At 67.1% G+C, this 23,509-nt stretch carries 14 protein-coding genes and 2 riboswitches; of the genes, 8 read left to right on the top strand and 6 right to left on the bottom strand.

Translation table 11 applies throughout. The features are described from left to right. Window positions 1–288 precede the first annotated feature (288 nt). Genes K5554_RS05640 through K5554_RS05630 form a run of 3 tightly spaced genes read right to left on the bottom strand, consistent with a single transcriptional unit; the run spans window position 289 to window position 5,859 of the window. Window positions 289–2,505 (bottom strand): Eco57I restriction-modification methylase domain-containing protein, encoded by a 2,217-nt coding sequence (locus K5554_RS05640; protein ID WP_221040164.1) that lies wholly within the window; start codon window positions 2,503–2,505, stop codon window positions 289–291. Further along, on the bottom strand, window positions 2,486–3,538 hold the full coding sequence (locus K5554_RS05635; RefSeq protein WP_221040163.1) for a ribonuclease H-like domain-containing protein: 1,053 nt from the start codon (window positions 3,536–3,538) through the stop codon (window positions 2,486–2,488). The genes K5554_RS05640 and K5554_RS05635 overlap by 20 nt, the downstream gene beginning before the upstream one ends. Beyond that, window positions 3,535–5,859 (bottom strand): DEAD/DEAH box helicase, encoded by a 2,325-nt coding sequence (locus K5554_RS05630; RefSeq protein WP_221040162.1) that lies wholly within the window; start codon window positions 5,857–5,859, stop codon window positions 3,535–3,537. Before K5554_RS05630 ends, K5554_RS05635 begins: the two co-directional genes overlap by 4 nt. A gap of 69 nt (window positions 5,860–5,928) precedes the next feature. On the opposite strand from K5554_RS05630, the gene K5554_RS05625 reads away from it, so the two are divergent. The 5 genes from K5554_RS05625 (at window position 5,929) to K5554_RS05605 (ending at window position 10,482) form a co-directional block, all read left to right on the top strand. Next, a complete protein-coding gene (locus K5554_RS05625; protein WP_221040161.1) occupies window positions 5,929–6,069 on the top strand; it encodes a hypothetical protein in 141 nt (46 codons plus the stop codon). 113 nt (window positions 6,070–6,182) lie between these two features. Next, window positions 6,183–6,434 carry a DUF1540 domain-containing protein gene (locus tag K5554_RS05620; protein ID WP_221040160.1) on the top strand — a complete coding sequence of 84 codons (252 nt, stop codon included), beginning with the start codon at window positions 6,183–6,185 and terminating at the stop codon, window positions 6,432–6,434. A 192-nt stretch (window positions 6,435–6,626) separates the two neighbouring features. Next, window positions 6,627–7,907 carry a cytosine permease gene (gene codB, locus K5554_RS05615; protein ID WP_221040159.1) on the top strand — a complete coding sequence of 427 codons (1,281 nt, stop codon included), beginning with the start codon at window positions 6,627–6,629 and terminating at the stop codon, window positions 7,905–7,907. 16 nt (window positions 7,908–7,923) lie between these two features. Then, complete coding sequence (gene codA / locus K5554_RS05610) at window positions 7,924–9,210, top strand: cytosine deaminase (RefSeq protein ID WP_221040158.1); 1,287 nt, start codon at window positions 7,924–7,926, stop codon at window positions 9,208–9,210. Window positions 9,211–9,318: 108 nt separating this feature from the next. Beyond that, entirely contained in the window at window positions 9,319–10,482 is a 1,164-nt protein-coding gene (locus tag K5554_RS05605) for a hypothetical protein (RefSeq protein WP_221040157.1), read from the top strand. 165 nt (window positions 10,483–10,647) lie between these two features. Here K5554_RS05605 and K5554_RS05600 read toward each other — a convergent pair whose 3' ends face one another. Continuing rightward, window positions 10,648–11,445 carry a bacterial transcriptional activator domain-containing protein gene (locus tag K5554_RS05600; protein WP_221040156.1) on the bottom strand — a complete coding sequence of 266 codons (798 nt, stop codon included), beginning with the start codon at window positions 11,443–11,445 and terminating at the stop codon, window positions 10,648–10,650. 37 nt (window positions 11,446–11,482) lie between these two features. Further along, window positions 11,483–11,566: riboswitch (cyclic di-GMP riboswitch) on the bottom strand. Window positions 11,567–11,829: 263 nt separating this feature from the next. Continuing rightward, window positions 11,830–11,992, top strand: a riboswitch (M-box (ykoK) riboswitch). Window positions 11,993–12,273: 281 nt separating this feature from the next. On the opposite strand from K5554_RS05600, the gene K5554_RS05595 reads away from it, so the two are divergent. The 3 genes from K5554_RS05595 to K5554_RS05585 all read left to right on the top strand — a co-directional run bounded on the left by K5554_RS05595 (window position 12,274) and on the right by K5554_RS05585 (window position 15,873). Continuing rightward, complete coding sequence (locus K5554_RS05595) at window positions 12,274–14,001, top strand: ABC transporter permease subunit (RefSeq protein WP_221040155.1); 1,728 nt, start codon at window positions 12,274–12,276, stop codon at window positions 13,999–14,001. A 116-nt stretch (window positions 14,002–14,117) separates the two neighbouring features. Beyond that, window positions 14,118–15,419, top strand: a complete 1,302-nt coding sequence (locus K5554_RS05590; protein ID WP_221040154.1) for a nitrate/sulfonate/bicarbonate ABC transporter ATP-binding protein — start codon at window positions 14,118–14,120, stop codon at window positions 15,417–15,419. A gap of 127 nt (window positions 15,420–15,546) precedes the next feature. Next, on the top strand, window positions 15,547–15,873 hold the full coding sequence (locus tag K5554_RS05585; protein ID WP_221040153.1) for a hypothetical protein: 327 nt from the start codon (window positions 15,547–15,549) through the stop codon (window positions 15,871–15,873). On the opposite strand, the gene addA is transcribed toward K5554_RS05585, so the two are convergent. Beyond that, a complete protein-coding gene (gene addA, locus K5554_RS05580; protein ID WP_221040152.1) occupies window positions 15,860–19,663 on the bottom strand; it encodes a helicase-exonuclease AddAB subunit AddA in 3,804 nt (1,267 codons plus the stop codon). The genes K5554_RS05585 and addA overlap by 14 nt on opposite strands. Then, window positions 19,660–23,157 (bottom strand): helicase-exonuclease AddAB subunit AddB, encoded by a 3,498-nt coding sequence (gene addB, locus K5554_RS05575; protein ID WP_221040151.1) that lies wholly within the window; start codon window positions 23,155–23,157, stop codon window positions 19,660–19,662. The genes addA and addB overlap by 4 nt, the downstream gene beginning before the upstream one ends. Window positions 23,158–23,509 lie beyond the last annotated feature (352 nt).

The raw sequence follows: 23,509 nt of genomic DNA, 5'->3' as shown, positions 1-23,509 counted from the left end.
GGGTTTCCCACAGGGTATCGTCGGCCACAGCCCAACCTGCCTGGGAGGAGACAAAAGCCGGCCGGCTTACGTTCGTAAACTCTCGGTTCATGGTGACGGCCGTCCAGGAGCGGGCGCCGTCCTCGATCGTATAAAGCTTCTTTCCGTCGGTCGCAAAGCCGTGCCGATGGTCGATGAAACTCCCAAAGGAGTTGTTACCCGCCGGCCGAAAAGTTTCTTATAGGTTTCCCGGCCGACCGCACAGTAAGTAAGCAGGTTTTCTCAAAAATGTAAGAAACGATAAGAAGTTTATACCTGACCCCGGCGGGAGCGCTCTAAACGCTGCGCCACGAGCCGGGTGAGGGCGCTGTAGACCTCGGCCAGGAGGGAAGCCGCAGGAAGGCCCGTCAAACCCAGCCCGGCCAAAACGTTCAGGTCCAGGTCGCGCCGGTCGCTCCGCTCCACTTCTTCCTCTACGGGCAGCACCGCGCGCGCCCTGAGGCGCTGGAAAGCGCGTTTCAACTCTGTGCCGCGCTCCCCCGCAAACAGCTCCGGCCGCGGCAGCGGCAGATCGGAAAGCTCCGGCCCGTAAAAGGTAAGTACCCCGTCACCCATATTGGAACGGCCCCAGAGCTCCACGTGAAAGTATGTCAGGGTGCTGTTAAGGAGCGCAGCAAAGAGCTCCGGGTCGGCGCAGCCGGTAAGGTAATAAAAGGTATGGTCGCACAGCGCCGTGCTGGGGTTGTAGGGGAAATTAAAGCGCCGGTCGTAAAACTGCCGTGCCAGAACCTGGGGCGGCAGGAGCTTGGGCAGGCTCCACCAAAAGGAGCGGGAGCACACGGTGGCCCGGCAGCCGAACCCCTGCGCCTCACCCCAGCGGATATACTCCGCGGCCCGGAGCCCCTGGACATATCCCTCGTCCGGCGGCAGAAGCAGCACCCGCCACGCCAGGTCTTCTTCCCGGATGACATATCCGGCCACCTCGCGCGGCGATTTGATAAGCGGGAAAAGAAAGCGTTCTTCCACGGCAAAGTACCGGCGCCGGCCCCGCGCCGCAATGACCCGGAGGCCGCCGCCGGCAGTAACCCCCAGTTCGGTGCGCACGGCAGGCTCCACCTCCGCCGTGACATCGCGCACGAAGAAAAAGGCATTGGCCCCGCTGGTAAAGCCGCGCGTCACCTCGGCCAGCTCGCCGGCACTCACCCAGGCGTCCGGCGCCGCGGCATGCAGGGTGAAATACACCCCTGGTGCCCGGAGCAGCGTCCCCCAGCGGGCGCGCACCGGCCTCCGCCGCTGCGTGAGCGCACTCAGCTCTGTACGGGGCACACTTACCGCCCGGTAGGCCTCGCCGCAGCTCCAGCCGGAAGGAAAGCGGCCGCCGGATGCCACCACTTCCTCCGCCGCTGCGGCCAGGGGCCGGCTAAGGTTTACCAGGGCCGTCGGCCGCCGCGGGCGCCGCCCCGCCTCCTCCGGCCGGACAAAGGCGCTCACCGCCGTATGGACCGCCGCCTGGTGGAACCAGCGCTCACAGGCGGAGGTGATGATGAGGGGAATCTCAAAACTCCTGAGCAGTTCCTTCTGCAGCGCCCGCCCGTAATCCACCTCCAGCCAGGCCACCGGTGTCACTAAAACGGCCACCCCGCCCGGCTTAAGTTCGTTCTTAAGATTGGCCAGGAAGTAGGCATAAAGATCGGCCTGTCGCGGCAGGCTGCGGCCGAAGCGCGCCGCCAGGGCATTTTTTTCCGCCGCACTCAGGTTTTCCTGGCGCAGGTAAGGTGGGTTTTCTAGAATGATGTCGGCGGGCTCCGGCCCCTCGCTCAGGCTGTCCCCGCTACGGATGGCCGCAAGCGGCGGGAACGGGCCGCCGCGCCGGGCCACCTCCGCCGCCGCCAGGAGCCAGAGGCGCACGCGCGTAAGGTACACCGCCTCAGCATCGCGGTCCCGCCCCGCCAGGCACCCGAGCAGTTCCGGCACACCGCGCCCGCCCCGGAGATCCGCCGGGAGAGCGCTGAGCTCCGCCAGGGCGGCGGCGAGAAAGGCCCCGGCACCCACGGCCGGGTCGGCTAAGCGCAGAGTCGGCGGCAGGCACACCGGTGCGCCCGGATCGCGTTCGCGGCTGCGGGGCCGCGCCAGTTCCTGAAAATACAGCCGCAGGGCCAGGCGGGCCATGAAACGGGCCAAAACAGGCGGGGTGTAGTAGACCCCGCGTTCCCTGCTGCTCCCGCTGCCGCGCTCCCAGTGGAGCGCCTCCAGGGCCGCACCGAGTTCCGCCGCCGACGGCGCCAGCCGGTTGAGCTCGGCCTGTAGGGTGCGAACCGCCGCCGGGGTGCGGCCGCGCCAGGCCGGCGCGGCAAAGGGCCCACCCCAGGAAGCGAAGTCTTCCGGGCCTCCGTCCGCCTTCAGCTGCCAGAGAAAGAGGCCCTGGGCCAGTGCCGCCAGGGCCTCGCTGTAGTGGCGGTCCGCGCCTAAGCCGGCGAGTGCCGCGCTTAAGGCCGCCTTGAGCGGCTCAACTTGAGTGGACGGCACCGCCGCCCACCTCCTTCCCCTCCTGCTCCACCAGGTAAAGCAGCCGGGCCAGGGAGAGCACGTCCTGGGCATTGTGCTGCAGCACAGGCAAGAGCAGCTCCGCCTCGCCCGTACGCACAAAGCGGTGGTAAATGGTGGGCACCAGGTACCCCGGCACGTCCCCTTCCCGCTCCGCCCCCAGGAGGTGCTCCTCCAGCGTGACCAGGCGCCGATTCGGGAGGTCCTGCGGCAGGCGCCGGGCGTGGAAGTAGAGGTCCACGTGGAAGGGTTCCGCCGGTTGCGGCAGGCCATGGTAGATGAAGCGCTGCTCAATGTAAGGAAGGTCGAAGCGCTTGCCGTTAAAGGTAACCACCGTCCTTACCCCGCCCAGAACGTCCGCCAGGTAGGTGAGGAGCGCCTTTTCCTCCCGGTAGTGGCGGGCCAGGAGCTGCTCCAGCACCAGCCCTCCCCCCTCCGCCCTGAGAAGGCCCACCAGAAAGAGCGGCTGGTTGCCCCAGAGGCCGGTGGTCTCGATGTCGAGGCAGGCCACTTCCTCCGGCTGGAAGAGGCCCAAAAGCTCCGCGTCGCTCGCCCCGCGCCGCCTGAGCTCCGTCGCCCGGCGCGCGGCGATGAGCGCCAGCACGCGCCGCGCCTCCTCGCCCCAGCGCGGGTGTCCCGTAAGGTCGGTGAGGCTCCTCACCCCCTGGGCCTTGAGCGCCGCCTCCGTAACCGGCCCGATCCCCCAGACAAGCTTGAGGTTGGCCAGGATGCGTTCCGGCTGCGCCAGGAGGGCTGACGGCCGCGCGGCCAACGGGCGGGCACGGCAGCAGAAGGTGCCGCAGGCGGTTTTGATCTCGCAGCCGCCGAAGCGCGCCGCCGGCACCGGCGGCCGGGAGGAGGAGTCCTCCTCTTGTGGCCCCGCCAGGCCTGCCGCCCGCGGTTTAAGCCCGGCCGGCTCCAGGCAGGTCGCCGGCGCTGCGCCGCCGGCCGCTTCCGCTTCCCCTGCCGCCGCCCGCTCCGCCCGCAGCCGGGCCAGGCGCTCAAACAGGCTCATGCCGTCGCCCCCTTCAACCGCCCTACTAAGCGGGCCAGGTTGGCCCGCTCCAGGGCCTTGACGCCCGTAGGGGCCGCCGGCTGGTACTCTTGGCCCAGGAGCCCGTGCAGGATCAGGATGGCCGCCTCCTTGTCCAGCGGGCGGTTGAAGTTCGAGCACTTGGGCGAGTGGATGCAGCTCGGGCAACCGTTTTCACAAGGGCAGGTGGCCACCGCCTCCAGGGTGGCCGCCAGCAGTTCTTCCGCCTTTTCGTAGCCTTTTTCCGCGAAGCCCACCCCGCCCTCGTAAGCATCGTGGATAAACACCGTCGGCTCCCCCGTTTGGGCATGGATGGTGGTGGAGAGGCCGCCGACGTCGCTGCGGTCGCACATGGCAAAGAGGGGCAGCAGCGCAATGGCCGCATGCTCCACGGCGTGCAACCCGCCCATGAAGTCGAGCCCCGCCGCCTGGACCTTGGCTGCCAGCTCTGCGCTCGGTGAAAACCACATCCCCACCGTTTCCAGCACCTCCTCGGGCAGAGACAGGCTTTCCCCGCCCAGCACCTGGCCGGTGAGTTCGTGCTTTTTAATGTACCCGGTGACGCGCGTGCGCACCCTGAGCCGGCCCACGGCAAAATGGTGGCCGTAGAGTTCTTTTTCGGCCAGGGTCTCGAGGATCTCCGTGCTCTTCTCCCGCCCCACCATGGTGTAGTAGTCCACATCCACCCGGCGCAGGTAGGCCGTCTCGCCGGGAATGTCCAGCTCCTCCACCCGGTAGGTTTCGCCCTGGTGCAGGTAGACGGCCCCCGGGTGGGCCTCGGAGAAGGCAGTATGCCCGTCCATGGTACCCACCAGGCGGTTCTTCTCTCCCCGGTCGCGCAGCTGGAAAGTCCTCCCGGTGGTGCGCAGGTTCACCTTCTCCGCCGGGTAATCCTGGCCGGTGTAAAACCAGCGGCCGTCGGCGCGCGTCACCTGGCCGTCCTCCTCCAGGAGGGTGAGCAGATCCACCAGCACCGGATCCCAGAGCGCGAGATCCGCCGGCGCCAGCGGCAGCTCCTGGGCGGCGCAGCGGGCCTGCCCCAAGAGCAGGTATGGGTTGGCCGCGTCGATCAGGGCACTCTCGGTGGGCTTGTCAAAAAACGCCTCGGGGTGGCGTAGGAAGTACTGGTCCAGGGGGTTTGCCACGGCGATAAAGATTACCAGCGAGTCGCGCTCGCGCCGGCCCACCCGCCCTGCCTGCTGCCAGGTGGAGGCGATGGTCCCCGGGTAGCCGGCGATAAGGCAGACCTCCATCTCCCCCACGTCGATGCCGAGTTCCAGCGCGTTAGTGGTCACCACGCCTAAGAGCCGCCCGGAAAAAAGCTCGTGTTCAATCTCGCGCCGCTCTACCGCCAGGTATCCGCCCCGGTAGCCCACCAGCCGGCCGGCCAAGGGAGCCGTGAGCTCCTGGCGCACCTGGCGCAGGATGCGCTCCACCACCTGGCGGGCACGGGCAAAGGCAATGGTGCGCGCCCGTTCCGCCAGGAGCACCTCCAAAAGCCACACCGCCTCGCGCAGGTAGGTGGTGTGCTGGGGTACGCGCCAAAAGAGGAAGTCCCGCGCGCCCTGGGGGGCACCGCTTCCTGCGATGAGCGTCACCGGCAGCCCGGTGAGGTGCTGGGCGTGCTCCGCCGGGTTGGCGATGGTGGCGGAGGTAAGGATGAACTGCGGGCCGGCGCCGTGGTGCGCCGCCAGGCGCCGCAGCCGCCGCAGGATGTGGGCCACCTGCGTGCCGAACACGCCCCGGTAGGCGTGGATCTCGTCGACGACCACAAACTTGAGGTGGGCAAAAAAGTCGTGCCACTTGAGGTGGTTAGGGAGAATCCCCAGGTGCAGCATGTCCGGGTTGGTGAGCACAACGCGGGCCGTGCGCCGGATGTCGCCCTTCACCGTATCGGGTGTGTCGCCGTCGTAGACGGCGGCCGGGACAAGGCCGAAGCGCTGCACCCCCTCCAGTTGGTCCTGGGTGAGGGCCTTGGTGGGAAAGATGTAGAGGGCACGGGCGCTCGGGTCGGCCACAAGCTCTGTCAAGACCGGCAGGTTGTAGCAGAGCGTCTTGCCCGAGGCCGTGGGCGTTACCACCACGATGTTCTCTCCCCGCCGGGCGGCATCCAGCGCCGCCGCCTGGTGGGTATAGAGACGCCTTACCCCGGCGCGCTCCAGGCGGGCCTGGAGCTCCTCCGGCAGCGGCGCCGCCGGCTCGGCGTAGGCCGCCGGGCGCTCCGGCAGGTGCCGGCGGTAGGTTATCTGGCCGGCGTAGCTGTCATGGGTCGTAATCGCCCTCAGGATTGCGTTTACATCCATACCCTGGTTCCCCTTTCCCGCATCACTCCCGCCGGGGCGGGCAAACTAAACCACGAGGAGGGAGTGTCAATGCCGAGAAAAAACGGCCGCAAAAAAGGCCGGACGGCCCCGCCGCAGCCCTTCAGCACCGTCGCCGCCGGCTTCGAAGAGATCGAACGGGCCCTGGACCCGAATGAGCGCAAAGTCGACAGTGAAGAGTGGCATCCCTGAGTACCTAAGTACTTATTAGGCACAAAAGCCGCTTTTCCTGCCGCCCGCCCTGCTGGGAAAAGACGCATAATCAGACTCCCTTCTTGGGAATCATAGGGCAGGAGGTGATACAGATGGCGCAAAACCAACAAATTATGTGCAGCGTCAACAGCTGCCACTACTGGAAAAGCGGCAATCGCTGCGATGCGAACATGATCATGGTCACAGCCGACAGTTTTGCCGACAAGGCGCCCGACCGCATCGACGCCCCCATGGCATCCGCCGTGGGCCCCACTCCAACCGAAAATTGCATGGAAACCTGCTGCAAGACCTTTTCTCCCAAGGGCAGCGGCCGCGAACGCGCGGACGACGTCGTAAAAAGTTAGGGGGCGGTCTTGCCCCCTTGTGCTCGCCGGCACGCTGTGGTATAATCAGACAAAATCAAGGGCCTTTAAGCGAGTCCGGCGAGACTGGCAAGGTTCCCGTAGAGCGGGCCAAAACGCCCCTTGCCGTCACGGGCAGGGGGCGTTTTTTGTATGGCCCCGGGCCGGCAGCAGGCTCTTCAGGGAGGTCTTGGCATGCCAAAGTCAAACTGTGTCCGGGACGAAGACTTCGCCCTCGCCCCCGTTCCAGCGGAAAAGAAGCGCGGCTTTTGGTCGGTCCTGGCGGTGATGCTCGGCTTCACCTTCTTCTCCGCCAGCATGTGGGCCGGGGGCACGCTGGGCACCAGCTTCCGGCTCTGGCCTGATCTGGTGCTGGTGGTGCTGGGCGGCAACCTCATCCTCGGCCTCTATACCGGCCTTCTGGGTGACGTTGCGGCCGGTACCAACCTCTCCACCCACCTCTTGGCGCGCTACGCCTTCGGCCGTAGGGGTTCAGCCCTGGCTTCCTTCCTCCTGGCGGCTACCCAGATAGGCTGGTTCGGTGTCGGCGTGGCCATGTTCGCCCTGCCCATCTATAAGGCTACCGGCTGGAACCTGTACCTTCTCCTGGCGCTGGCCGGGGCGCTCATGACCTCCACCGCTTACGTCGGCTACAAGGCCATGGAAATCTTGAGCTTTATCGCCGTGCCGGCCATCGCCCTCCTGGGAAGCTTTTCGGTGAGCCGCGCCGTCGAGGCGGCGGGCGGAATCGGAGCGCTGGCGGGACTCGCCCCGCAGAACGCTCTCAGCGTGGCCGCTGCACTCACCATGGTGGTGGGCTCCTTCGCCAGCGGCGGCACGCTCACGCCGGACTTCGTGCGCTACGCCCGCACGCGCCGCACCGGCGTAGCGGCCACCATTATCGCCTTCCTCATCGGCAACTCCCTCATGTTCTTCTTCGGGGCGGCAGGAGCGGCCGTAACGGGTAAGGCCGACATCTCCGAGGTCCTCATGCTCCAAGGCCTCCTGGGGCCGGCGGTGCTCCTTCTCGGCCTCAATATCTGGACCACCAACGACAACGCCCTCTACGCCTCGGGACTGGGGCTCTCCAGCATCACCGGGTTTCCCAAGAAGAAGATTGTGCTGGTAAGCGGCGTCCTGGGAACGCTCTTCTCCCTCTGGCTGAATAACAACTTCGTCAGCTGGCTGGTGCTCCTGGGCTCCATCCTGCCGCCCATCGGCGGCGTCATCCTGGCCGATTACTACCTGGTACACGGCGGGAAGTATCCCGCGCTCAGCGATGTCGACCTGCCCGACGTTAACTGGACCGCCCTGGCCGCCTGGGCCGGCGGTGTGGCGCTGGCCCGCCTGGTGCCCTGGCTGCCGCCGCTGGCCGGCATCCTTGGGGCCGCGCTCCTGCATACCTTCCTGGCCCCCCTGGCCGGGCGCGGCTGTGTCCGGCCGGCCGGCCACACTGCCGGGCACGAATCGGCTTAAGCGGAGGCGAAGCGACATGGCCGATCTACTCATTAAAAACGCGCGCCTGGCCGGCTCCGGCGCCCGCGTGGACGTCCGGATCAGCGGGGAACGCATCGCCCGGGTAGAACTCGCCGGTACGCTTAAGGCAGCGGAGGCAGGGGCGGAGGTGGTCGACGCCCGGGGGAACCTCCTCACCCCGCCCCTCATCGACTCCCACGTCCACCTGGACACCGCGCTCACCGCAGGCGAGCCCCGTTACAACGCAAGCGGCACCCTGTTCGAGGGAATCGCCGTTTGGAGTGAGCGCAAAAAAGACCTCACCCGCGCCGACGTCAAAGAGCGGGCCCGTACCGCCCTCCAGTGGGAGGTTGGCCAGGGGGTGGGGTTCGTACGCACCCACGTGGACGTCTGTGACCCGAAGCTTACCGCCCTGCAGGCGCTCCTGGAGTTGAAAGAAGAGGTGGCGCCCTGGGTTGAGCTGCAAATCGTCGCCTTTCCCCAGGAGGGCGTTCTGGCCTACGAAGGCGGCCGGGACCTGCTGGAGGAGGCCCTGCGGCTGGGGGCGGACTGCGTAGGCGGCATCCCGCACTACGAATTGACGCGCGAAGACGGGGTGGCGTCCATCGAGATCATCTTCCGCCTGGCGGAGAAATACGACCGCAAGGTGGACATTCACTGCGATGAAATCGACGACGAACAGTCGCGTTTCCTGGAGTCGGTAGCCGCGCAGGCCATCCGCAGCGGCCTGGGGCCACGCGTGACCGCCAGCCACACCACAGCCATGGGTTCTTATAACGGCGCCTACTCCTACAAACTCACCGGCTTTCTGCGCCGCGCCGGGCTGAACATCGTGGCCAACCCGCTGGTGAACCTGAACCTGCAGGGGCGTTTCGACGCTTATCCCAAGCGCCGCGGGCTCACCCAGGTTAAAGAACTCCTGGCGGCGGGGGTGAACGTGAGCTTCGGCCACGACGACATCCTGGACCCCTGGTACCCGCTGGGCAGGGGCAGCCTGCTCCAGGTGGCGCACATGGGGGTGCACGCCTGCCAGCTGAGCGGGCGGCAGGAACTTTATGAGGCCTTTGCCATGGTGAGCGAACGGGCGGCCCGCACCCTGGCCCTGGGCGCGGACTACGGCCTCGCCCCCGGGCGGCCGGCTGACCTGGTTCTCTGGGCCGCTCCCGACGAAGTTACGGCCCTGCGCCTCGAGGCCACGGCCCTTCTGGTGCTGCACCGCGGGCAGGTGGTGGCGCGCACCACGCCGGGGCGCACCACCTTCGCGGGCGGTGGCGTAACAGAAGACATCACGTTCCAGCTCTAAGGCGCTGAACGTTTGAGGCTCCGGCGGCACCGGGGCCTTTTCGTTCCTGTTTGCCGGTACCCGTAAGCGGCCATACTAACCTCGATCACACCGCAAAGGAGCCGGAGCATGGCGAAGAAGCTCTCACCTTTCACCATCGCTCTAACCTACGTGGGAACGGTAGTCGGGGCAGGGTTCGCCTCCGGGCAGGAGGTGTTGCAGTTTTTCTCCGCCTTCGGCGGGTGGGGGCTCTTGGGCACCGCCTTAGCAACCGGCCTCTTTATCTTTTTCGGTCTCGCCATCATGGAGCTGGGGCATAAGGTCCAGGCCAAGTCCCACCTGCCGGTGATCCAGGCGGCAGGCGGGCGCTGGGCCGGCACAACCATGGACCTCATCATCACCTTTTTCCTCTTCGGCGCCCTGGTCACCATGGCCGCCGGCTCCGGGGCCATCTTCACCGAGCAGTTCCGCCTGCCGGCCCTGGCAGGCGGCCTGCTGCTCCTCGGCCTCACGCTGGCCACGGTGCTTCTGGGCATCTCCCGGGTGATCGACTCCATCAGCCTTGTGGCCCCCGTCCTTCTCGCCTCAGTGCTCGGCCTGAGCCTTATTACCATCCTGGCGCAGCCCCAGGGGCTGGCCGCCAACCTGGCCTGGATTGACCCGGCCAAGACCGCCGTGCCGTACTGGCCCCTGGCCGCGCTGCTTTACACCTCCTACAACCTGATCCTGTCTGTGGCGGTGCTCGCGCCGCTCGGAGCCTTAAGCGGGGCGGTGGCACTGCGCCGGGGCGCCGTTTGGGGCGGGCTGGGCCTGGGAGCAGGGGTGCTGGCCATCGCCGCCGCCATCCTCACGGTGGCACCGCAGGTGGCCGGCCTGGAGGTACCCATGATCGCCGTGGCCGGGCTCATCTCGCCTTACATCCGCAGCTTCTACAGCGTGGTGCTCTTTGCAGAGGTGTATACTACGGCGGTAGCCAGCCTGTACGGCTTCACCTCGCGCCTTACCGAACCAGACAGCCGGGCCTACCGCTGGCTGGCCGTTCTGGCAAGCGCCGCCGCCTTTATCCTGGCCCGCTTCGGCTTTTCCACCATCGTCGGCACCCTTTACCCGGCCGCCGGCTTCGCCGGCCTGCTGCTCATGGGCGCCCTCGCCTTCGGCTACTTGCGAACCCTGTTTGTGCGGGCCGCCCTCCCCGCCCCTGCCGCCAAATTGGAGGGTGAGCCCGGCGCAGGCTCCGGCAACGCCGGCGGGAAAGAGGAGCCGTCCTCTGGCCCGCAGGCACCGGATGAGTAGCTCCCGGGCCGCAAAGTTGACGCCCGGCCCAACTACCAGCGCCAGGCATGAGCAGTGCGCCGCAGGCTTGGGCCTTGAGCTCTTCCACTCTCTGCTGCAGGCCCAGAAAAGCCCCGGCCAACAGCCGGGGCAAGCTGGTTCGCCCCCTGCTCCCTTGCGACCGCACTAGACTAAATCACCGGAAACCAGTCTTTCGTAGAGCCGGCGCGTCTCCGGCGCCGGCAGCAGGCCAAACTCCTGCTCCAGCATCTGCTGGCAGGCCTTATACCGGCGCAGGGCCTCCGTACGCTTACCGGTTGCCGCCAGGGCGGTAATGAGCACGCGGTAAGCCTCTTCGCACACCGGGTCGCGCTGCAGGAGCTCGGCGGCGTAATCGGCTGCAGCGGCAAACTCCCTCAGTGTCAGCGACACATGCGCCAGCCCGTCGAGAACGCGCAGGTACAGCTCGCTGAGGCGCAGCCTTTCCTTAATGATCCAGCGCTCTTCCAGGTTTTCCGTGAGGAAGTCCGTCCGGTAAAGGGCATGGGCCGCCAGGAGTTTCTCCTTGGCCACCGCGTTTTTGTCCGTTCGTAAGGCCCCCAGGCCCTCTTCAGCCCGGCGTTCAAAGGCTTCTGCATCATAAAAGTAGGGGAGGTCCGCATTAAAGCGGCACAAGCCGCGCTCGTATACTATGCGCTGCGGCCGCTGCCGATTACTCTTTCCTTTGTTCAGCACCGAGCGCAGGGTATAAAGCGTAACGGCGAAGTTATGGCGCGCCGCCTTGGGTTCCATTTTGGGCCAGAACTCCTTGAGCAGCTCCTCCTGGGGTACCGCCAGCCCCTTTTGCACCAAAAGATACTTGAACAGCAGCACCACCTTCGTCTGGCGCCAGGCAGCCTCGGGTATGACCTCCTGTCCCACCCAGACGCGGAAGCCATTCAGCGCAACTATCTTGAGCATGGGGTAGTCTTCAGCCGTAGGCATACCTCTCGCCTCCTTGACATCAGAATACAAACGGCTGCCTTGCGGCAGCCGGTTGCGCTACTGGCTCCCCGCCGCCCAAGCGCCCAAATAAGGGCGACGGTTCCTGGCCTCTGCTTTAAGGTATTCGTTTGTACCTCCAGGAGTCATCCTTGCAACGGATCTCCGTGCCGGTCGATAATACTCCACTCATCCCTATTATAGCAGAGGTATTCCGTCAGATGTGGTTGGAGTGAACTTTAAGTTTTAAGCTTTTATAAGGTGCTGCAGCCGGACCTTTTTCCGCCGGCGCGAATTCTCCTTTCTTCGTCGCCAGAAATTGCTGCCGGACCCCGGGCGCGGTGGTTGACAGAAGGTGGGAGGAAGCATAAACTTAAAAGAGAATAAGGTAAACCCTGTTAGGCGAGGCTCCTGTACGAATACAGGCCACTGCCCGGAAATGTCGAAAGACACCAATGGGTGAGCAGGTATTACCGGCTTAAGGTTTTACCTAACGTGGCTGGCGCTGCCAAAGTCGTACAGTGCCAAAGCTCAACGAGGAGGGTGCAGTGCGCATGCCCCTCACCCGTTGAGGGGCTTTTCGTTCGACAAAGGAGGTGGTGCGCGCGATGGACGCTGACCCTGAACCCCAGATGGATCATCCTTACCGAAGAAGCAGGTATCGAAAGCTTGCGTTAGAGGAGGGATTGCCGTGCACTGCGTCAAGGCCCTATATGCGGGCGTTGCCGCGGGCAGCCACATACGCCCGCACCGCCGGCTGTAAGCCGATTCATAGAAGCCTCGCTGGCTGGGCATGGTGAGTATAGCACCGGACCCCAGGGAGGCAAGCGAATGCCGGTTTTTGTCCGTCCGGATTTACCGAAAAAGCGCCACTCGCCCTGGATTGACCTCTGCGTGCTCGTCGCCATCACCGGCCTGTTTTACTTACTGATACACCTGGGGCGGCAGATGGGGGCACCCCTGGCCACGGCGCTGGGACCCGGTTTATCGCTCGACCCGCGTGAGCTGCCCTACTACGCGGCGCGTTCGCTCCTGCGCATGGTCATTGCGCTGGTCCTTTCCTTTCTCTTTACAGTCGTTTACGGCTACGTGGCGGCGTACGTGCCGGGGGCGGACAAGATTCTCGTTCCCCTGCTCGACGTGCTGCAGTCGGTCCCGGTGCTCGGGTTTCTCTCGGTGAGTTTAACCGGGCTTATGGCTCTCTTCCCGGGTAGCACCCTTGGAGTGGAGCTGGCCGCGATTTTCGCCATCTTTACGAGCCAGGTCTGGAACATGACCTTCAGCTTTTATTACTCGCTCCGGAGCATCCCGCGGGATCTCAAAGAGGCCAGCGCCGTCTACGGCCTCAACTGGTGGCGGCGCCTCACCTCTGTAGAGCTGCCGTTCGCCGCCATACCCCTGGTGTGGAACGCCATGATGTCCTTCGGCGGCGGGTGGTTTTTCCTGGCCGCCAGCGAGGCCATCTCCGTACTGGGGCGGGACATCCGCCTGCCCGGCATCGGCTCTTACCTGGCCACCGCCACCAGCGAAGGGAACACCCAGGCGCTCTTCTACGCACTCCTCACCATGGCCGGCCTGATTGTTCTGGTGGACCAGGTTTTCTGGCGGCCGCTGGTGGCTTGGTCGCAGCGCTTCAAGCTGGAAGAGACGGCCGGAGGGGAACGGCCCCGCTCCTGGCTGCTGGAGGTACTGCGCCGTTCGCTGATCCTGGACCGGCTGGGCGAGCACGTGTTGCGCCCGCTGGAAGAGGGGTTGGAGCGGCTTCTGGCACCGCCGGAAACCGGAGCGCGCCCCAAACCGGTCCCGCCGCGGCGCTGGGCCAGGTGGATTATCCCTCTGGCCGCGGGGCTTGTGTTCCTGGTCCTTCTTCCCTACGCCCGCGCCGGGGTCGTGCTCATCGCCCGGCTGGGTGCCGCCGAGCTCTGGTACGTGGTGGTCCTCGGCTTTTACACCTTACTGCGCACCTCGGCGGCGGTCCTCCTGGGGGCGCTCTGGGCCGTGCCTGTGGGCGTCGCCATCGGCCTTAACCCGCGCCTGAACCAGGTTGCCCAGCCGCTCACGCAGCTGGCGGCCTCTTTCCCGGCCAACATGCTCTTCCCCTTTTTCGGCCTTCTCTATGTGCGCTACGGTTTGAGCTTTGAGCTGGGGGCCGTGCCGCTCATGATGCTGGGCACCCAGTGGTACATCCTCTTTAACGTCATCGCCGGCGCCTCCGGGCTGCCCGCCGACCTCAAAGAAGCGGCGGTTATCCTCAAGTTGTCGCGCTGGGAAACCTGGCGGGTACTGATTCTCCCCGGTATCCTGCGCGCCCTGGTGACGGGCGGCGTCACCGCTGCCGGCGGGGCCTGGAACGCCAGCATCGTGGCGGAGATACTGGACCTTAAGGGGCACGAACTGACGGCCAGCGGGCTGGGCGCCTACATCACCCAGGCCACCCGCGCCGGCAACTGGGGCCAGATCATCTGGGGGATTCTGGTGATGTCGCTCTTCGTGGTCACGGTAAACCGGCTCTTTTGGCGGCGGCTCTACCAGCTGGCCGAAGAGAAGTACAGCCTGTGAATTGGCCGTTTGCGATCAGCTGTTGGCTTGAGGGCCTGCGGTAACCATCTAGAAGCCGCCGTCCTCTCAACGCCCAATGCCGACCGCTGAATGCTCATAGGGTGAGGTGAACTCCTGTGGCGGATCTGATTAAGCTGGAACATGTCGCGCAGCAGTACGAGGTCGGTGACCAGAAGGTGACAGTTCTGGATGACATCAACCTCACCGTGCGTGAGGGAGAGTTTTTGGGCATTCTCGGCCCCTCCGGCTCGGGCAAATCCACACTCCTTCGGATCATCGCCGGCCTCGTTAAGCCGACCGGCGGCACCGTCCTCTACCGGGGTCAGGCGCTCACCGGTGTCAATCCCGGCGCAGGCTTTGTCTTTCAGACCTTCGCCCTTTTCCCCTGGTTGACCGTCCTGGAAAACGTTGAACTGGGCCTGAAGCAGAAGAACCTGACGCCGAAGGAGCGCCGCCGGAAGGCCCTGGCGGCCATCGACATCGTCGGTCTGGACGGTTTTGAAAACGCCTACCCCAAGGAGCTTTCCGGCGGCATGCGGCAGCGCGTCGGCTTCGGCCGCGCTCTGGCGGTGGAGCCAGACGTGCTGCTCATGGATGAACCCTTTTCGGCCCTGGACGTGCTCACCGCCGAGAACCTGCGCCGCGACTTCCTCGAGCTCTGGCTGGAAAAGAAGCTCCCCACCCGGGCCGTCATCCTCGTAACCCACGGCATCGAAGAGCTGGTGTACATGGCCGACCGGGCGGTGGTGCTCTCCGGCCACCCGGCGCACGTGGTGGCGGACATTCCGATAGACCTGCCCCACTGGCGGGACCGGGAAGACCCGGCGTTTATGGCCCGGGTGGATGAGCTCTACCGCGTCCTGACCCGCAAGGAGCGGGAGACGGACCACCGGACGCTGCCGGCGACGGAAGAAAAGCGCTTCACCCCTGTCCCGCCCGTACGGGCCGGCGCCATGACGGGGCTCATCGAGATGCTGGAAGACATGGACGGCAAGGCCGACCTGTACCGCCTGGCCGACGACCTGATCCTCGATGTGGAAGACTTTCTGCCCATTGTGCAGGGCGTGGAGCTTTTGGGGTTTGCGCGGGTGGAGGCCGGCGACATCGAGCTTACTCCTAAGGGCGCAGCCTTCGCCGAAGCCTCGGTGCTGGAGCGCAAGGACATCTTTCGGCAGCAGGTGCTGGAGCGCGTGCCGGCCCTGAAGCGCATCATCCACGTCATCAAGACCAAGTCCAACCGCCGCCTGCCGCGCGAATTTCTGCTGGAGATCCTGGAGCGGCAGTTCGGGGTTTCGGAGGCCCAGCGCCAGCTGGAAACCCTGGTGGACTGGGGGCGCTACGCCGAGGTGATCGGCTACGACGAGCACACCCACAACCTCTTTCTGGAGGAGTTTTTCGCCGACGGCAGCGCCCGGTAAGCCGGGACCGCACTCGCCGGTTATAGTGAAGGCTGCCCCCTGCGGGGCGGCCTTCAAACTCAACCTGGAATATGGACAGACTTTTTGCTATAATATGAATACATCCTACAAAAAGGAGGGGCCCGACATGGCACAGGTCTGTGAGGTCGACCTCTGTTCTTTGCCCGATCAGGAACGGCGACTGGTGGCGCGCAACCTACACTCCTTTATTGAACAGCGCTTGGATGTGCTGGGACGGCAGCTGGCGGAGGCCGAAGCGCGGGCGAATTCCTTTGCCGTCAAGTACGGGCAGGACCTTAACACCTTCGCCGAAAGGCGGCTTCCGGAAACCCAGGACAGCGAAGAGTACGGGGACTACGTTCACTGGTTCATGAGCCAGCGGGAGGTGGACGAGTACCGGCGCCTTTTACAGGAATACCGCGACCTGGCTCGGCAGCTAGCTATTCTGGGGTAGGAAAGACGCGCACGGCCCGTCCGGCAGCGAGGAAGTACAGGTAGGCCTCGCTCACCGGTCGGCGGCTCCAGGCCGTCACCGCGCGCACATAGAGCTCCACCTGCTTCTGGTAGCCGGGCAGGCGCGCGGCCAAGACGGCCGGTGGCACCGTATCGGTCTTGAAGTCGAGGAGGAGCCACCCCTCGGGTTCGGCCACCAGGCAGTCGATGATGCCCTGTACCAGGATCGGCTCCGTGGCCTCGGTCGGGGTCAGGGCTGCCGCCGGGTATACCTCCCCCGCCGGCAGGCGCAGGCTGAAGGGCACCTCCCGCCGCACGGCGGCCGGTCTCGACGTGAGCCGCCGCCCCAAGGGACCGGCGAAGAAGGCCGCCAAGGCTGCGGCATCCACGCCGGCCGCCTCCTCCGGGTTGAGGAACTCGCGCTCCGTCAACTTCGCCACCTGGGCCTCGATCCCTGCCGGCGAAAGGTCGCCGGACAGGTCCAGGTGCTGGAGCACCAGGTGCGCGGCACTGCCCCGCGCGGCGCCGGCCAGCTCCCCGGAGCCCCCGGCGAAACGCGGCCGCTCCGCCGGCCGGACGGGGTAAAGCCGGCGCCCCGGCGCTTCTTCCTCCTCCCTACCTGCGCCCAGCAGGGCCCGCTGTTTAAGCTCGCTCACGCTCACCTTGGCAGCCAGCCCGCCGGTCGCCGCCTGCGGGTACCGCCAGGTGAGCCGTGCCCGCACCGCTTCTGCCAGCTCCGGATCCTCCGGCTCGCCCGGCGCCGACACCTGTGCAGCGCCGGGCTCATTGCTGTCCGCGGGAGACCCGGGCTCGGCCAGGGCAGCCACCTCCGCCGCCGGGTAGAGGTGGAGCTCCCAGCGCGAAGGGTCCGCCGCCACCGCCGGGTCGGGCGCCTGAACGGGAAGGCCTGCCCGGAGCACCTCCCCCGCCGGGTGGCGGGCCAGGGCGGGCCCCAGCCAGTCCAGGTAGGTGCGCGCGCCCAGGATGTCGCCCGGCGCCAGCTCCCACCCCGGCCCGCCGGCCGCCTGGGCCCAGTGCCGGCAGCGCGCGTCCAGGTTCGGGGCTGAACCGACCAGCACCAGCCGCTCGCGCGCCCGGGTAAGGGCCACGTAAAGGATGCGGAGCTCCTCCGCCAGCGTCTCCTCCCGCCCCACCACCTGGATGGCACGGTAGGCGAGGCTGGGGTACTTCAAGCGCAGGTCGAGGTCCACCACCAGCGGCCCCAGGCCCAGGTCGCGGTGGAGCAGGATGTCGCCCTTAAGGTCGTCCAGGTTGAACTGCTTCCCGAGATCCGCCACGAAGACCACCGGGAACTCCAGACCTTTGCTCTTATGGATGCTCATGACGCGCACCACGTTCTCGTTCTCGCCCAGTGCCCGCGCCGTACCCAGGTCGCCCTCCTGCTCCTTGAGGCGCTTGAGGAAACGCAGGAAGCGAAAAAGCCCCGGCCGCCCGAAGCTCTCGAACTGGCGGGCCCGGTCGTAGAGGGCGCGCAGGTTGGCCTGGCGCTGGGCCCCGGCCGGCAGGCCGGCGACGTAGGCCAGATACCCCGTCTCGCGGTAAATGCGCCAGATGAGTTCCGCCAGGGTCCCCCGTCGCGCTGCGGTGCGCCACTCCTCCAGCTGGGCGCGAAAATGGGCCAGCTTTTCCGTGAGCGCCGCCCCGCACCCTTCGGGAGCGCTGCCGGCGGCCGCCGCCCACACCGCGGCGGAAAACTCCCCCTCGGGCGCGGCCAGCCGGACTGCCGCCAGCTCCTCGGCGCTGAGCCCGACGAGCGGCGAGCGCAGCACCGCCGCCAGGGGGATGTCCTGGTAGGGGTTATCGATAATCTCAAGGAGCGAGACCAGGGTGGCCACCTCAGGCGCATCGAAGTAGCCGCTGGCCAGGTCGGCATAAGCCGGGATCTCCAACTCCCGCAGGACTTCCAAGATTGTAGCTGCCCGTCCCTGTACCGTGCGCAGGAGAATAACGATGTCCCGGTAGGTGACGGGGCGGTAGCTTTGGGCCGCCTTGTCCCACACCTGGAAGGCGGGGCCGGGCCGCTCCGGTGTCCCGCGGACCATGGCCTGGATACGTCGGCCGATCACCAAGGCCTCTTTCTCCAGGGCGCTCAGATCGAGCGAGGCGGCGGCGTCTTCTTCCTTTTCGTTTACCTCTACCTCGGGCACCTGCCGCTCAATCAGGTGTACCTCCACCGGGGCAGCAGCGCTGGCGCCGCCCGCCGGCGGGTCAGGGTAACGCGCCCCGGCCACCAGCTCGGCCTCCGCATCGTAGGTGAGGCCCCCCACCGCCGGCGTAAACAGCTGGCGAAAGATAAAGTTGACTGCGGCGATCACCTCCGCGCGGCTCCGGAAGTTGGCCCGCAAGCTGATCCGGCGCTCCCGGCCGCCCGCAGCGGTAGGGTACCCGTGGTACTTGGCCAGAAAGAGCCGCGGCTCCGCCAGGCGAAAGCGGTAGATGCTCTGCTTGACATCGCCCACCTGGAAGAGGTGCGGCCGCGGCGTGTCCTGGCCAGAGATGAGGCTTAAAACGGCATCCTGCACCGGGTTGATGTCTTGGTACTCGTCAACGAACACCTCGGCATACTCTGCCGTAAGCTCCCGGGCCAGCGCGGACGGCTTAAGCTCCCCCGGCGCGGCCTCCGCCGCCAAAAGGAGGCGCAGGGCGTAGTGCTCCAGGTCGGCAAAGTCCAGCCGCCCGCGGGCGTGCTTGGCCGCTTGGTAGCGGCGGCCGAAGGCTAGCGCCAGTTCTACCAGGGTGCGCACAGCCGGTGCCACATGGGTCAGCTCGGCCAGCAGGTCGGCCGGCGGGCGGCCGAAGACGTCCTCGCGCAGGTCCTTCAGGATCTTCTTTGCCGCGTCGCGCAGGTCGGTGACCTGCTTTTTCAGCTCCGGGTCCACTTCCTCCCGGCGCACGGAGGGCAGGCGGTCAAAGCTGTAGGCCAGGCCGGCCCGGAGCTCCTCCCAGGTGCCGGCACGCGCCTCCCCGGCCAGCGCCTGGATGGCACTTTGTTCAGCGTTGAGCACGGCCAGGTACGGCTCGGGACCGCCCGGCCGGGCGGCCAGGACGGCGGCCCGTTCCAGGCACAGGGCCGCCTGCTCCAGCTGCCGGGCGGCATACTCCCGGAGCGGCCGCGCCCAGGGTGTGGCCGTAAGTTCCGCGTCCGGCGGCAGGCTGAAGGACGCCGCCGCCTCCCGGAGCCAGTGCTCGGGCCAGGGTTGGCTGCGGCTGAAGGCGTGGAGCTTGAGCAGCAGGTCCTTCAGCTCGTCGTCGCTCCCGGCACTGCTGTAGCAATCGAGGAGGTGGGCAAAGGGGCCGGGGGCGTCCACCTCGCGCGCATACTCCTCCTCCCAGAGTTCGTCCAGCACCTCGTGCGCCACAAGATCCGCCTCGGCCTCGTCCATTACTTTAAAGCCCGGGTCCAGCTCCAGCTGGTAGAAGTAGCGCCGCACCGCCTTAAGGCAAAAGGAGTGCAGGGTGGAGATGGCCGCCCGCCCCAAAAGGGCCAGCTGTCGCTGGAGGTAGGCGCTGCCCGGGTCCGCAGCCAGGGCCGCTTCCAGGGCGCGGCCGATGCGCTGGCGCATCTCGGCGGCCGCGGCCTCGGTGAAGGTCACCACCAGCAGCCGGTCGATGTCCACGGGCCGCGCCGGATCCAGCACGCGCCGGATGACCCGCTCCACCAGTACCGCCGTCTTACCGGCACCGGCCGCCGCCGCCACCAGAATGTTGCCCGGCGCGGCGCCGATGGCCTGTCGCTGTTCCTCGGTCCAGCGGTTTTGGTTTGCCGTCACGCCTGCTCCCCCTCCTTCACCGCCGCCTCGAGACGCCGCCACAGCTGCTCCGGCTGGAGGCGGGAGAGGAGCCGGTACGAATTTCCCGCCAAAAGCGGATCGAAGCCGCAGGCCGCATGCAGGCCGCAGCACTGGCAGGCAGTAGCGTTGCCCTGCTTCGCCGGCGCGGCCGCCACCTCCCCGGCCAGCGCCCTCGCCGCCAGCTCTGTCACCTTGCAGCGCACGAACGCGAGGAGGGTGTCAAAGCCGGCCGCCGGCACCGTACCGGCCTGCTGCCGCGGGGTCCCGTCCTTTTTGAGCGCCGCCGCCACCACCGCCGCCTCGCCGGCGGCGGCTCCCTTATCCAGCAGCTTTACCGCCTCGGCCTCGCCCCGCACCAGGCCCTCCAACCGGAACTCCTTAAGGAGCCGGGCCGCCGCCTCCTGCGGCGGCAGGGGCCCCCGCGTACGCAGGAAGCGCTCGCCCAGGGTGAAGTAAAAAACGCCCGCCGGCACCGGCTCCTTAAGCCCCAGGTCCGCCCCCAGCGCCAGCGCGGCCAGGAGGTAGACCAAAAGCTGCAGGGAAAGGCCGTGGTACACCTCGGCGAGCGCCAGCCGCCGGGGGCTGCTCTTATAGTCCACAATCCTTATGTAGGTGCGCCCTTCCACCGCGGCTACATCGAGGCGATCGATCTGCCCGACCAGGGCGAACTGCTCTCCGTCCGGCAGGATGAAGGTAAGCCCGGGCGCCGCGCCCGGCAGGCCGAACTTGAGCTCCGCCGCCCGGGTGCGGAAGGCGCCGCGGCGGGCCTGTTCCGCCAGGATCTCCACCGCTCCGCTCAGGAGACGGGTGAGGCGCCGGGCCAGGTAGATGTAACGCGGTGAGCTTACGAGGACCCCACCGGCAAAAGCCGGCAGCGCCCTTTCCACCTCAGACGCCACCAAGGCCGCCGCCTCTTCGCCGCTCAGCGAGGCAAAGTCGCGTCCTGCCGAAAGGAGCCGCCCGGTGACAGCGCGCAGGATGCCGTGGGTGAAAAGTCCCAGGGAAGGCAGGTCCAGGCCGAACTCCGCCCGCTCGGCCAGCCGCAGGCCGTGCACGGCGAAGTGGCTGAAGGGGCAGCTGGCAAACTCTTCCAACCGTGTGACGCTGGTGCGCAGAGGGCTGCCGTAGAGCCGGCGCGCCAGGGATGCCGGGAGCGGCCCTACCTGGTTCCGGTGATTCAGGCCGGCGGTGGCCTTTTCCGCCAGGGCCCTGAGGGCCGGCGCGGCCAGGAGATGGCGCTGCACCGCCCGCCACAGCGGGCTCAGGGGCCGGCCGGCCCGGGCGAGGCGGAGCTGCCCCGCCAAATAAGCGGCAGCGCGCGCCGGCGAAGTAAGAAAGGCCAGGTCTTCCGCCACTGCGCCGCTCGGCTCGGAAGCAGCATACGTTTCCAGCGCGGCGGGGAAAAGTTCACGCAAGCGGGTGATGATCCGTGACGGGGCCAAGGCCCGCCCCTCCTCGTCGGCCAAGGGAAAACTCACCCAGAGACGTTCGCCGGCGCGGGTGAGGGCAATGTAGGTCAGGTACTGCTCGTGGAGTTGGCGCTGCCGGCTGGTAGGCGCCAGTTCCAGGCCGGCCGCCCGGAGCTCCTCCCGTTCCCGGTCGGTGAAGACGGCGTCCTCGCTCACGCGGCCGGGGAGCACCCCATCGCTTACGCCCAGCACAAAGGCCGCGCGCACGTTGGGGTGGCGGGACCGCTCCAGTCCCCCCACCAGCACCTGGTCCAGGCTCGGGGGCACGAGGCCCAGGCGCAGGCTCTCCAGGCCGCTGGCCAGGATTTCCCCGTACTCCTCCGGCGTAAGCGGCGTGTCGCCCAGCCCGATAACCAGTTCATCGAGTAGCTCCAGGAAGCGGGTCCACACCTGGCTGTGTTCCTGTGCCGCCGCCAGGTCACCGCGCGCCTCGGCCTCCTTGGCCCATCCCGCCAGGGTTTCGCCAACTTTCAGGCCGTCCAGGAAGTGCCAGAGGGCCGCCGTAAGGGCGGCAGCGCTCACCTTCTCGCCGCGGCGACAGGCAGAGGTAAGGGGGGCCAGGCAGGCGGCCACCTGCCGGCGCAGGTCGTCTACCCCTTCCCACGGGGCCGCCCCGGCGTTCCTGCCCCCGCCGGCGCGGGCAGGGAAATCCCAGTCCTGCGGGCGCTGCCAGGTGGCGCCCCGTACCCCGAAGGCGAGGACGTAGTTCTCCAGCCGGTCCACCTCCGGCCGGCTGAGGGGAAAGAGGTCGGTTTTCAGGCAGCGAAAGACAGCCTCATACGACCAGTTGCTGGTAACCACCTCCAAGGCGGCCAGCGCGAGCTGGGCCAGGGGGTGGTGCAGCACCGGGCGCTTGCGGTCGATGAAGCAGGGGATGCCGTGGTCCGCAAACACGGTGGCGACAAGATCGTGGTACAGCTCCAGGTCCCGCACCACCAGGGCCATCTCCCGCCAGCGCAGCCCCTCCTCCCGGGCCAGGCTGATGATCCGGCGCGCCGCTGCCTCCACTTCCGTGCGCCGGTTGGCCGCCGCCACCAGGGAGAGGCCGGGTGCCGGCCGCGACCAGGCGGCGGTGGGGTAGCGGAAAAAGCAGCGCTCCAGGTGGGCCAGCTCGCGGGCGTGGGCAAAGCGCGGGGGCAGGGCCTGAGGATCATCCAGGACCAGCGGCGGCTCCAGGCGCGCCCCGGCCGCGACCGCCAGGTCGCGCAGTTTGACGTACGTTTCCCGCGTGGGGTGAAAAAGGTCCGTCTCCACAAGGGGCCGGTTGAGTTCCCCGGCGTCCAGGCACAGGGTCACCTCCACGCGCGCCGCTGTCTGCAAAAGGGCGGCCAGTACCTGGAACTCTTCAGGGGTGAAGCCGCTGAAGCCGTCGACCCACACCCGCGCCTGCTGCAGCGAAGGCGCCTGCGGCAGGCGGGCAGCCAGGAAAGTTAGGTAGCCCTCCGGGTCGGTGTAGCGGGGAGCCAGGAAGTCCTCCAGCTCCCGGTAAAGGAGGGCCAGGTCGTGGAGCTTGCCCGCCAGCGGGCTCTCCCCCATCCCTGCCGCGGTGAGCGCTGCCAGGCGCCGGCCCAACATTTCCGGGGAAATGTTGTAGAGCTTGAGCTCCGCCAGCGTCCCGGCCAGGCGCTCGGTGAACCCGGCTGTGGCGGCGCTTTTGGCGAAGAGGCGCAGCTCACCCCGGTGCCTTTGGATGAGGGCGCGCAGCACCATGCGCTTGCCCAGCTCGCCCAGCCAGGGCCGCGCGCCGCCGCCCACCTCCCCCAGCACACGGCGGGCAAGGCGGCGGAAACTCAGCACCTGGGCGCGGGCTGTGGCCGCTATTTGCCCCCGAGCCAAAAGTTCGTACTCCATCTGGAAGGCTGCCTGCTCCGGTACCAGGAGGATGAGGGGCGGGCCGTCCTCGCCCGCGCGCAAAAGCTCCCCTTCGATGGCTTTAAGGCAGGTGTAGGTTTTGCCTGCTCCCGCCCGCCCGAGAATAAAGCGCACGCTGGCCTTATCTCCCATCCCCGGTACCCCCTTAAGCTTCCAGACCTGACGCTTTACCACCATTGGGTCAGGTATCGCGCCCGCCGCAAGAAGTTCAACCTACCTACCCTGCCGGCCCGACGCGGGCCGCACCGCCGCGGCGGACCCCCGGCGCAGACCTGACGCTCTACCATTATTGGGTCAGGTATCGCGCCCGCCGCAAGAAGTTTAACCTACCTACCCTGCCGGCCCGACGCGGGCCGCACCGCCGCAGCGGACCCCCCGGCGCAGACCTGACGCTTTACCACCATTGGGTCAGGTATCGCGCCCGACGCAAGGAGTTCAACCTACCTACCCTGCCGGCCCGACGCGGGCCGCACCGCCGCGGCGG

Origin of the sequence: Gelria sp. Kuro-4, from assembly GCF_019668485.1 — a bacterium.
In the GTDB taxonomy this organism is placed as follows: Bacteria; Bacillota; DTU030; order DUMP01; family DUMP01; genus DUMP01.
Note: the sequence above shows the minus strand (reverse complement) of the source record. Positions and strands in the feature narration are given on the sequence as shown.